Raw genomic sequence first — 11992 nt, 5'->3', positions numbered from 1 at the left:
GTAAAAAAAAACTTCACCAATCCATGTTTGTCTGATGAAGTTTTATGAGTATTATGTATTTGTATTATTTATATAATACTTTTTTTACTGCTTTTACTACATCACCTGCATTTGGCAACCAGTCTTTAAGCAGTACTGGAGAATACGGTGCAGGAGTATCTGCAGTTGTAATACGTTGAATTGGCGCATCAAGGAAGTCAAACGCTTGCTCTTGTACGATATAAGAAATTTCAGAAGAAAGGCTGGCAACTGGCCAAGCTTCCTCAAGAATTACTAAACGGTTTGTTTTTTTAACCGATTTTAAGATTGCGTCTTTGTCCATTGGACGAACTGTTCTTAAGTCGATAATCTCACAAGAAATTCCTTCTTTAGCTAACTCATCAGCAGCGATAAAAGCTTCTTTGATGATTTTTCCGAAAGAAACAATCGTTACATCTGTTCCTTCACGTTTAACATCAGCAACACCTAGAGGAATTGTATATTCTCCGTCTGGCACTTCGCCTTTGTCTCCGTACATTTGCTCAGATTCCATGAAAATAACTGGGTCGTTATCACGGATAGCAGATTTTAAAAGTCCTTTTGCATCGTAAGGAGTTGAAGGAACAACAACTTTAAGACCTGGAGTGTTTGCAAACCAGTTTTCTAAAGCTTGTGAGTGAGTAGCTCCTAATTGACCAGCAGAAGCTGTTGGTCCGCGGAAAACGATAGGCACATTAAACTGTCCTCCTGTCATTTGACGCATTTTAGCAGCGTTATTAATAATTTGATCAATACCAACTAAACAGAAGTTGAATGTCATATATTCTACAATAGGACGGTTTCCATTCATTGCAGAACCTACTGCAATTCCTGAAAATCCAAGCTCAGCGATTGGAGTATCAATTACTCTCTTTTCACCAAACTCAGCAAGCATTCCTTTAGAAGCTTTGTAAGCTCCATTGTATTCTGCAACCTCTTCTCCCATTAAATATATGGATTCATCGCGACGCATTTCTTCACTCATCGCTTCGCAAATGGCCTCTCTAAATTGTATTGTTCTCATATTTTATATTGTATGTTGAATTTTCTGAAGAGCAAAAATAAATATTTTAAATAACTTAAAAGCATAAATTGAATTTAAAATCGCATGAACTTCTATCTGTTCTCCCGTTTTAACTTTTTAATCTTTATTGTGATAATTACGAAATCGATATAATAACGTATAAACCACACTTAATCGCTCTAAAATATTTTTCAGACAAACTTTTATCTATTTGTTTAATTCTTGTCTCTCCAAAATTCATTCATCAAAACGCAAAAAATCAAAAAATAGTATTTATCAGACAAAAATAATTTACATTCCAATTATCGGTTATTGCAAAATTCCTAACAATCAGACAAAATGAATATTATTTTATTTTTAGATTACGATGAAAATCATCCAAAACTGAACAATCTGCGAAATCGTAATAGTTTTAAAAAATATTATGCATGCATAGTATAATTATTCCAAATTAAATTCTAAATTTGTAAAAGCATATTATAAATTCAAAATATATACTTATGAAAATACTAGTTTGCATCAGCCATGTGCCTGATACTACTTCAAAAATTAACTTTACCAACGGTGATTCAGAATTTGACACTAATGGAGTACAATATGTAATTAACCCTAACGACGAATTCGGTCTTACACGCGCAATCTGGTTTCAAGAACAACAAGGAGCAAATGTAACGGTTGTAAACGTTGGAGGTCCTGATACTGAACCAACTTTGCGTAAAGCATTGGCAATTGGAGCAAACGAAGCAATTCGTGTTAATGCAAACCCTACTGATGGTTTTTTTGTTGCAAAACAATTGGCAGAAGTTATTAAAAACGGTGGTTACGACTTAGTAATTGCTGGTAAAGAATCTTTAGATTATAATGGAGGGATGGTTCCTGGAATGATCGCTGGTATTTTAGGCTCTAATTTCTTAAACTCTTGCACTTCTTTAACTGTTGACGGAAATAATGTAAAAGCTGTTCGTGAAATCGACGGTGGAAAAGAAACAGTAAGCACAACTCTTCCTTTAATCATTGGAGGTCAAAAAGGTCTTGTTGAAGAAAAAGATTTACGTATCCCGAACATGAGAGGAATTATGACAGCCAGAACTAAGGCTCTTACTATTCTTGAGCCAGTTGATGCTGCTGTAAATACAAAAGCCGTGAAATTTGAAAAACCAGCTCCAAAATCGGCAGTAAAATTAGTTTCTGCAGATAATTTAGATGAGTTAATCAATTTATTACACAACGAGGCAAAGGTGATTTAAGATTGTAGAATTTAGATTTTAGATTGCAGATTGCAATACTAAATCTAAAACTCAACATTTGATTCACTTCAAAATCTAAAATCAATAATCATTTTAGATTTCAATTTTTAAATCTGAAATCTAAAATCTAAAATCTAAAATTGTTATGTCAATATTAATATATGCAGAATCTGCAGAAGGAAAATTTAAAAAAGTTGCTTTCGAATTAGCTTCTTACGCTAAGAAAGTAGCTGAATCATTAGGAACAACTGTTACGGCTTTGACTGTAAACATTAGCGATGTAAGCGAATTAGGCAAATACGGAGTTGATAAAGTTCTAAAAGTAAGCAATGATAAATTAGCTGGTTTTAATGCAAAAGCTTATGCTGATGTTATTAAACAAGCTGCTGAAAAAGAAGGAACAAAAGTAGTTTTACTTTCTTCTACAACAGATAGCATCTACCTTTCTCCACTAGTAGCGGTAGGCTTAGAAGCTGGTTTTGCTTCAAATGTAGTTGGATTGCCTGTTAGCACTTCTCCATTTCAAGTAAAAAGAAATGCTTTCTCAAACAAGGCTTTCAATATTACTCAAATCGATACAGATGTAAAAGTTCTTGGTTTAGCCAAAAACTCTTACGGTCTTTTTGAAAGCGCAGGAGCTGCTGCAGCTGAAGACTTTAACCCAACGGTTGGAGAAAATGACTTTGGAGTAAAAGTAGAATCTGTAGAAAAAGTATCTGGAAAAGTCTCTATCGCTGACGCTGATATCGTAGTCTCTGGCGGACGTGGATTAAAAGGTCCAGAAAACTGGGGATTAGTTGAAAATCTTGCCGCTGTACTTGGCGCTGCAACTGCTTGCTCTAAACCAGTTTCAGATCTAGGATGGAGACCTCACAGCGAACACGTTGGACAAACAGGAAAACCTGTAGCAACAAACTTATATATTGCAATTGGTATTTCTGGAGCTATCCAACACATTGCAGGTATTAACTCTTCTAAAGTAAAAGTAGTAATCAACAATGATCCAGAAGCACCTTTCTTTAAAGTTGCAGATTATGGTATCGTTGGAGATGCTTTTGAAATTGTACCGCAATTGACAGAGAAATTAAAAGCTTTTAAAGCGCAGCATTCTTAATACAAAGAATTCTCTTTAAAAAATATTGTCGCCTAAAAACAAGATGTTGTATCTTTGTTTATAGGCGGCTTTTTTGTTCCATATTTTTTGATTAAAATTGCAGCTTTATTTTTCAAACCAAAAAAGTATTAAAATAAGGTGTTAAGTGCCTTTTTTACAAACATATATGAGTCTAGTAAAATTATCCATAAAAGGAATTTCATACAGTCAAACTCAAAATGGCGCTTATGCCTTAATTTTGAATGAAGTCGATGGCGAAAGAAAATTACCCATTGTTATTGGCGCTTTTGAAGCCCAGTCAATCGCTATTGCTTTAGAAAAAGAAATAAAACCGCCACGTCCTTTAACTCACGATTTATTTAAAAATTTTGCCGAAAGATTTGATATTGTAGTAAAACAAGTTATCATTCACAAATTAGTCGATGGTGTTTTCTACTCTAGTTTAATTTGTGAAAGAGATAAAATCGAAGAAATTATCGACGCAAGAACTTCTGATGCTATTGCTTTGGCACTGCGTTTTAATGCTCCTATTTTTACTTATAAAAACATCTTAGACAAAGCTGGGATTTATCTAAAATCAAATACTGCTGAAACAGATTCTGGAGCTCAGGAAATAGATGATGTTCTTTCAAATCCTGAAACTTTCGGACACGAAGAAGAAAGCAACCAATCTGGAGATGTTTACGCAAAACATTCTTTACAGGAATTAAACGAGCTTTTAGACCAAGCCGTTTCTCAAGAAGATTACGAAAAAGCAGCAAAAATTAGAGACGAAATCTCTAGAAGATAATTTTTAGGCTATAAGCCGTAAGCTTTAGGCTATAAGCTTAAAGCATAATCATAAAAAAACAAACTTTAAGCATTAGGAAAAAGCCTAAAGCTTGAAGCCTAAAGCTTAAAGCAAAGATGAAGCAATACTTAGATTTAGTAAAACACGTTTTAGAAAACGGCAATCAAAAAGGAGACCGAACTGGAACTGGGACAAAAAGTGTTTTTGGCTACCAAATGCGTTTTGATTTAAGTGAAGGTTTCCCAATGGTCACAACAAAAAAACTGCATTTAAAATCCATCATTTACGAATTGCTTTGGTTTTTAAAAGGCGATACAAACGTAAAATACCTTCAGGAAAACGGAGTCAAAATTTGGGATGAATGGGCAGATTCTAATGGCGATTTAGGACCTGTTTACGGTCATCAATGGCGTAATTGGAATAGTGAGGAAATAGATCAGATTTCTGAATTAATTAAAGAATTAAAAACAAATCCGAATAGCAGAAGAATGTTGGTTTCTGCTTGGAACCCTTCGGTTTTGCCAGATACTAAAAAGTCTTTTGAAGAGAATGTTGCCAATAACAAAGCAGCATTACCTCCATGCCATGCCTTTTTTCAGTTTTATGTAGCAAGCCCAGATCCTGAAAAAGGCGAAACAAAAGGAAAATTATCTTGCCAATTGTATCAGCGAAGTGCTGATATCTTTTTGGGAGTTCCTTTTAACATTGCTTCTTATGCATTGCTAACCATGATGATCGCACAAGTATGCGATTTAGAAGCAGGCGAATTTATTCATACTTTTGGTGATGCACACATTTATAACAATCACTTTGAGCAATTAGAATTACAACTTTCGAGAGAACCAAAACCATTACCAAAAATGATTTTAAATCCGGAGATTAAAAACATTTTTGATTTTGATTATAATGATTTCACACTGGTAGATTACGATCCGCATCCAGCCATAAAAGGAAGTGTTGCTGTATAATAATAAAAAAATCCGCTTAAAAATTTAAGCGGATTTTTTTATACAACTAAAACTCCATTTTCACTTCCGGCATAATCGTTCCATTTGTAAAAATCGGCTTCAGGATCGTTAACATAATTTCCGTCGATTACATACTTAAATTCGTAAATCGCATCTTTCACCAAATCGTAAGTTGCTTTAAACGTTCCGTTTTTTAACTTGCTTAAAGTTCCTTCTGAGGCATTCCAGTTATTAAAATCTCCAACCACCGCTGCCGAATCAGCATCTTTGGCATCTATTGAAAATGTAACTTTAACAACCGGCTTCGTTTTGATAAATTGTTTTTTCAAAGACATAACTATTTCGTTTTTAGATTTATACATCTAAAATTACTTAAATTCAACGAAACACTAACTAACCCCAGAACCGATTTATGATAATACCAAAAACAGCATATTATTTTCGCTTTATCTGTAATTTAAAGTGGTTAAAATTTTGTTTTTCAAATTCTTATAATTTTTAAAAGCAAATATTCCCAATCCAAAATATGGACTTTCGAAAATAAATTTTAACTTTATAATCTCATTTTTATCTTATGGAAAAAGAAGTACACGAACAATACGAATACGCTAGACGCCGGTTAAGACAAAAAAAAATCTTATATTTTCATTTTGTTCTTTTCCTTCTAGGAAGTTTATTCCTATTTATTGGCAACAAATTTTTTGGTTTTGGTGAGGGCACAACCCAAAACTGGTGTATTTGGGGAATTACAATCTGGCTTTTCCTTTTTATTCTACATTTTATAAAAGTGTACATAACTGACCGTTTTATGAATAAAAAATGGGAAAGAGAACAAATTGATCGATTAGTTGCTTTACAGCAAAAACGAATCAGTCAGCTCGAATCTTCTATTAATGAAGAAAATGAAAATAAAATTTAGTTAGGCATACCATGATTATAATGATAGCGGCTGCAGCCGAAAATAATGCGCTTGGAAAAAATAACGAATTAGTATGGCATTTGCCAAATGATTTTAAAAGGTTTAAATCGCTTACTACTGGTCATCATATTATTATGGGAAGAAAAACTTTTGAAAGTTTCCCGAAACCATTACCTGACCGCGTTCATGTTGTAATTTCTCGCCAAGAAAATTATAAACCAGAAGGATGCATCGTAGTAGATAGTATTGAAAAAGCCATTGCAATATGCCCTGAAAATGATGACAGCTATGTTATAGGCGGTGGAGAAATTTACAATCTAGCTCTTCCGTTTACCGACATTATTGAATTAACCAAAGTTCATCATTCTTTTGAAGCAGATGCCTTTTTTCCTAAAATCAATAAAAGTGAATGGACTTTGGTAGAATCTGAAGAAAATTATAAAGACGAAAAACATCTTTATGATTACACTTATGAAACTTACATTAGAAAATAAATAAAAAACATCCTCTTTTTACGGAGGATGTTTTTAAATAATTGACGTGAAGCTTATAACTCGCTCAAGAAAAATTTTGTTTAAAAAAATCACAAATGTTGAGAAACATTCGCAAAACTGAATAACATTTAATGTTGTTTGAGACCTAAATCTCAAAAAGCCTTTAATAACAAATACCACTAAGATATTAAAGGCAGAAAATTAAAATTTCCAAAAACAAATTTAATCCTAAGAACGTACTTTGCACTTAATATAGTATATCCCCCCAAAGAACAATACTTCCAAAACTCTTTCATGAACAAATGAAATTACCAGCGCAAAAAAAGCAACCATTTGTTTAAGTCATAGCGACATTATCAATCATTAACTTTAATCATTTTTACTTTGACAAAGTTGGCCATAATAGGCCTATTAGACAATACCATGATTTAGGGATTTTGATAAAATACCTAGATTTAGGGATAGCAGAAATACCCTTTTATTCTGTTTTAAAATAAACACTCCAAAACATTTATTTGACAAATTAAAAAACTCAATTACAGTTAAACTAGATTGTTTATATTTGCCTAAATAAAAAAAATGTCTGAAAAAGTAACTCCGTATAAAGACTCTACCTTAGGTAAAAAAGAGCAAGTAACCCAAATGTTTGATACCATTTCTGGGAATTACGACAATTTGAATCGTGTAATTTCATTTGGAATTGACGTTAAATGGCGTAAAAAAGTATTAAAAATTGTTTCAGACAAAAAACCAAAAGTTATTCTGGATATTGCAACAGGCACTGGTGACTTAGCCATTTTAATGGCAAAGACTAATGCAGAAAAAATTATTGGCCTAGATATCTCTGCTGGAATGCTAGAAGTTGGTAAAAAGAAAGTTGAAGAAAAAAATCTATCTAATATTATTGAACTAGTTTTAGGCGATTCTGAAAATATGCCTTTTGAGGACAATTACTTTGATGCTATTACGGTTGGCTTTGGCGTAAGAAATTTTGAAAACCTAGAAAAAGGTTTTGCAGAAATCTTAAGAGTATTAAAACCAAATGGAGTATTTGTTATATTAGAGACTTCTGTACCAGATAAATTTCCTTATAAACAAGGTTATAATTTTTACAGCAAAAATATACTTCCATTAATTGGTAAATTATTCTCTAAAGATAATGATGCCTATGGCTATTTGTCTGAATCTGCTGCTGCTTTTCCTTATGGCGAAGCCTTAAACAATATTTTGAGAAAAACTGGGTTTATAGATGTTGTGGCAATGCCCCAAACTTTTGGTGTCGCAACAATTTATTCTGCATCTAAAAAATAGTATGAAAAAAGTTGTAATCTTATTTTTATTAGTCTTAACGACAAAAGGACATTCTCAATTTGCTAAAAACATGTTTAGCAAAGACCCTATCATTAATCTTGAAAACTGGCAAAAACAGCGTGTCTATTTTGGCTATTATCTAGGTTTTAATAGTTTTGACTTTAAATTTGACTACAAAACTCCTGTACAGGAAGATATTCAAGTAAAAAAAACTACTGGTTTTAATGTTGGTGTCGTAGCCGATTTAAGACTTCAGGAATACATTAACCTTCGTTTTGAACCAGGTTTGTATTATACTAAACGTGATTTATTTTTTCCTGGCGTAGGAACTACAGAAAACGACTATTTAAGAGAAGTAAATAGTACTTATATTCACTTTCCTTTATTATTGAAATTTTCTGCCTTGCGCACAGGAAATATACGTCCGTACTTGGTTGGCGGTATGTCTACAACTTTAAATTTATCTAGTAATGCTAAGTCTCAAGATGATAACTTTGAGCAAAAATTTAGAGTAAAACAATGGACAGCCGCTTACGAGTTAGGTTTAGGAATTGATATTTTTACCGAATACTTTATTTTTTCTCCTTCTGTTAGAGGTATGTTCGGAATCACTGATGAACTTATTAGAGATAAAACTCCAGACAGCCCTTGGACTGGAAATATCGATTCGATGAAATCTAGAGCAATTTTAATAAATTTCACTTTTCATTAAAACAAAATATCAACTATTTCGTTTAAATTCACTAAGAATAATTGCTGTTGCAGTAGCTACATTTAAACTTTCGGTTTTTTGAAGCTCTCCAAATCTAGGAATTGTTAGGCGACTGGTTACTATTTTTTCAATTTCTTCTGAAATACCATTGGCTTCATTACCCATAATAATGATTCCATCCTGAGGTAATTTGGATTGATAAATATTTTCTCCGTCCATAAAAGTTCCAAAAACTGGCAGTTTAGTTTGAGCAAGAAAAAGTTTTAAATCAACATAGCTTACATTTACTCTGGTAATTGAACCCATTGTAGCTTGTACCACTTTCGGATTATAAATATCTACCGTTTCTTTAGAACAAATAATCTGCTTAATACCAAACCAATCGCATAAACGCAAAATAGTTCCTAGATTTCCAGGATCTCTAATGTCGTCTAATGCTAAAATTAAGCCCGAATCGATTGTCTTTTTGGGAGCTGGAATTTTAAAAACTGCCAAACAAGAATTCGGAGTCGACAAAGCACTTATTTTTTTCAGTTCTTGGTCATTAATAAGCGTTCGTTTTGAAGCATGTACCGTTTCAAAATCATTCAAAGTGGTGTATAAATGTTCTAATTCAAAATTGGATTGCAGCAATTCTTGAATTACTTTTACTCCTTCTGCAAAGAATAATTGACTAGCAAAACGCTGCTTTTTTTGATGTAAACTAGAGATAAGCTTTATTTGGTTTTTACTAACCATAAAATAATGTACTTTTGAATTAAATATTAAAAAACACTTGAAAAATAATTCCACAAAAATAATAGCATTTCTTCTAATTGCAATATTAATTTGCGCTTGTAATGCCGTAAAAAGAGTTCCCGATGGAAAAAACCTTCTTGTAAAAAATAATATTTTAGTTAACGGAAAATCTACAAATGACGAAACAGCTTCTAACCAAATGTACCAAAAACCAAATGGTAAATTATTAGGTTACAAACTTCGATTAAATTTATACAATTTAGCCAATTTAAATCCAGATTCTACTTATCAAGCAAAATTTAAAAATAATCCTGGAAAGTATGAACGAATGTCCAAAATATTTTCTGCAAAACAAGTAGATCGCCTTGGACAATCGTTTTATTACAAAGGAATTCATGAGTTTTTAAAAAGCACTGGTGAACCGCCTGTAATAGTTGACACTTCAAAAACCAGAAAATCATTATTGCGTTTAAAATACTATTATTTTAACAATGGTTTTTTCAACGTCCATACCGATTACACAATCGACACGGTTGGAGTAAAAAGAGCCGAAATTAATTATAACATCACTACAGGACCAGCTTATAAATTGGATACTATTAGAACCAAAATAATGACTCCTGCGTTAGACTCTTTATACAGAACCAACAATGAACCTTCTTTATTAAAATTTGGAAATCAATATAAAACTACCGATTTTGAAGAAGAGAAAAATCGTATTACAACCTATTTTAGAAATCACGGAGCGTATTATTTTCAGCCTACTTATGTAACTTTTGACATTGATACCATTGGCAAAAAAGCAAAAGCTGATGTTAGCTTAATTATAAACAACAATACTATTCAGGAAAAAGATTCGAGCCGTACAGAACCTTTTAAACTATACAAAATTAGCGATGTAAATATTTACACCGATTATTCTGCTACCAATGCCAAGAAAAAACCAACAGATAGCGTAACATACAACAATTTTAATCTATACAGTTACAAAGGATTAAAATATAGACCGCGTGCTATTACCGATGCTATTTTCATTACAAAAGGAAGCACTTTTGCCGATTTTAGAACCACCCTTTCTTCTCGCTCTTTAAACAATTTAAGGATTTTCAACTATCCTTCTATTCAATACGAAGTAGACAAGAGAGATTCTACAGCTCAATCTCTTATCGCTAATGTTTATCTGACTCCAAGAAAAAAATACAGCTTTGGAGCTACTCTTGACGTAACGCACTCTAATATTCAGGATTTCGGAATTGGAGCCAGCATTTCTGAAACGATTCGAAATGTATTTAATCGAGCAGAAACTCTTGAAATTTCAGCGCGTTTAAACATTGGTTCATCTAGAGATATGGCCAATCCGAACAACAACTTCTTTAACGTTTCGGAATATGGATTAGATATGAAATTAAATTTTCCGAGAATTTTACTGCCCTTTGGAACCGAAAAAATCATTCCGAAAAGCATGATTCCATATACCTCAATATCTTCTGGTTTTTCCAAACAGAGAAATATTGGTCTTGATAAAGAAAACTTCACAGGAGGTATCTCGTATAACTGGAGTCCAAAACGCCATAATACTGCGAAACTGGAATTATTGAATGCACAGTTTGTCCGCAACTTAAATCCAGACAACTATTTTAGAGTTTACACTTCTTCTTATGATGATTTGAATGGAATTGGAAAAGACTACAATGTTAACCCTGGCAACTGGGGAGAAACAACAGAAGAACAAGCAAGAAAAGATCTGACAATACCTAAAGGGACAACAGGATTTACGAATGACGTATTAACAGGCCAAACTGCTCTAACACCTTCAGACTCTCAATACCAAGAAGTTGAAAGTATTGAAGAAAGAAGAGTTCGTTTAACTGAAAATGATTTCATTCTAGCAACAAGTTTCTCTTTTACTAAAACAACTAAAAAAGATTTAGCAGATAACAACTTCTATCAATTTAGAACAAAAATAGAATCAGCAGGAACTTTGTTGTCTCTAGTCTCTGAAATTGGAAACCTTCAAAAAAATTCAAGAGGAAATTATGAGATTTTCAACCTAGAATACTCAGAATATGTTAAAACTGAATTTGATTACATCAAACACTGGGACTTTGGAAAAGAAAAAGTTTTGGCTGTTAGAAGCTTCTTCGGAATTGCAGTTCCGTTTGGAAATTCAAATTACATTCCGTTTTCAAGAAGTTATTATGCCGGAGGTTCAAATGACAACCGTGCTTGGCAACCTTATGCTTTGGGACCGGGAAGTACAAATGCTGTAAATGACTTTAATGAAGCAAATATGAAAATTGCGGCAAGTATAGAATATCGCTTCAAAATTTTTGGAGATGTTAAGGGAGCTCTCTTTGCAGACGCCGGAAATATCTGGAATGTGCTCGATAATGTCGTAGATCCTAAAGCAAAATTTGACAACTTAAACGATTTAGAAGAAATTGCTTTGGGTACAGGATTCGGTTTACGATACGATTTAAGCTTTTTTGTTATTCGTTTAGATTTAGGCTTTAAGACTTATAATCCGGCGCATGAGAAGGGAGATCGATGGTTTAAAGAATACAATTTTGGACACTCGGTTTTAAATTTTGGTATAAATTATCCGTTCTAATGCTAATTAATTCTTATTTTTGCAACCTAAAAACTAAAAACAACTA

12 protein-coding genes are annotated in these 11992 nt (G+C 32.8%); 9 read left to right on the top strand and 3 right to left on the bottom strand.

All coding sequences use genetic code 11. The features are described from left to right. Positions 1-64: 64 nt before the first annotated feature. Complete coding sequence (locus QLQ95_RS10760) at positions 65-1042, bottom strand: pyruvate dehydrogenase complex E1 component subunit beta (protein WP_008466560.1); 978 nt, start codon at positions 1040-1042, stop codon at positions 65-67. A 500-nt stretch (positions 1043-1542) separates the two neighbouring features. On the opposite strand from QLQ95_RS10760, the gene QLQ95_RS10755 reads away from it, so the two are divergent. From QLQ95_RS10755 to QLQ95_RS10740, 4 genes are all read left to right on the top strand, one after another. After that, positions 1543-2289 (top strand): electron transfer flavoprotein subunit beta/FixA family protein, encoded by a 747-nt coding sequence (locus tag QLQ95_RS10755; RefSeq protein WP_095928090.1) that lies wholly within the window; start codon positions 1543-1545, stop codon positions 2287-2289. 145 nt (positions 2290-2434) lie between these two features. Then, the gene (locus tag QLQ95_RS10750) at positions 2435-3403 is read left to right on the top strand and encodes an electron transfer flavoprotein subunit alpha/FixB family protein (protein WP_428237996.1); all 969 of its coding nucleotides are present in this window, start codon (positions 2435-2437) and stop codon (positions 3401-3403) included. A 166-nt stretch (positions 3404-3569) separates the two neighbouring features. Beyond that, positions 3570-4193: a bifunctional nuclease family protein gene (locus QLQ95_RS10745; protein WP_008466556.1), complete on the top strand. Its 624-nt coding sequence runs from the start codon at positions 3570-3572 to the stop codon at positions 4191-4193. Positions 4194-4309: 116 nt separating this feature from the next. Then, a complete protein-coding gene (locus QLQ95_RS10740; RefSeq protein WP_095928092.1) occupies positions 4310-5161 on the top strand; it encodes a thymidylate synthase in 852 nt (283 codons plus the stop codon). Positions 5162-5199: 38 nt separating this feature from the next. Here QLQ95_RS10740 and QLQ95_RS10735 read toward each other — a convergent pair whose 3' ends face one another. Then, the gene (locus tag QLQ95_RS10735) at positions 5200-5496 is read right to left on the bottom strand and encodes an isoamylase early set domain-containing protein (RefSeq protein WP_095928206.1); all 297 of its coding nucleotides are present in this window, start codon (positions 5494-5496) and stop codon (positions 5200-5202) included. 239 nt (positions 5497-5735) lie between these two features. Between QLQ95_RS10735 and QLQ95_RS10730 the strand changes: the two genes are divergently transcribed. From QLQ95_RS10730 to porT, 4 genes are all read left to right on the top strand, one after another. Further along, complete coding sequence (locus tag QLQ95_RS10730) at positions 5736-6080, top strand: 2TM domain-containing protein (RefSeq protein WP_095928093.1); 345 nt, start codon at positions 5736-5738, stop codon at positions 6078-6080. Between the two features lie 11 nt (positions 6081-6091). Beyond that, positions 6092-6574 carry a dihydrofolate reductase gene (locus QLQ95_RS10725; RefSeq protein ID WP_095928094.1) on the top strand — a complete coding sequence of 161 codons (483 nt, stop codon included), beginning with the start codon at positions 6092-6094 and terminating at the stop codon, positions 6572-6574. A 579-nt stretch (positions 6575-7153) separates the two neighbouring features. Then, positions 7154-7885: a bifunctional demethylmenaquinone methyltransferase/2-methoxy-6-polyprenyl-1,4-benzoquinol methylase UbiE gene (gene ubiE / locus QLQ95_RS10720; RefSeq protein WP_095928095.1), complete on the top strand. Its 732-nt coding sequence runs from the start codon at positions 7154-7156 to the stop codon at positions 7883-7885. A gap of 1 nt (position 7886) precedes the next feature. After that, positions 7887-8597 (top strand): type IX secretion/gliding motility protein PorT/SprT, encoded by a 711-nt coding sequence (gene porT / locus QLQ95_RS10715; protein ID WP_095928096.1) that lies wholly within the window; start codon positions 7887-7889, stop codon positions 8595-8597. A gap of 9 nt (positions 8598-8606) precedes the next feature. On the opposite strand, the gene QLQ95_RS10710 is transcribed toward porT, so the two are convergent. After that, positions 8607-9335, bottom strand: coding sequence for an RNA methyltransferase (locus QLQ95_RS10710; RefSeq protein ID WP_320493418.1), 729 nt, complete (start codon positions 9333-9335; stop codon positions 8607-8609). 37 nt (positions 9336-9372) lie between these two features. Between QLQ95_RS10710 and tamL the strand changes: the two genes are divergently transcribed. Next, on the top strand, positions 9373-11946 hold the full coding sequence (tamL, locus tag QLQ95_RS10705) for a translocation and assembly module lipoprotein TamL (protein ID WP_482503764.1): 2574 nt from the start codon (positions 9373-9375) through the stop codon (positions 11944-11946). Positions 11947-11992 lie beyond the last annotated feature (46 nt).

This window comes from Flavobacterium sp. B330r, assembly GCF_056824325.1.
Note: the sequence above shows the minus strand (reverse complement) of the source record. Positions and strands in the feature narration are given on the sequence as shown.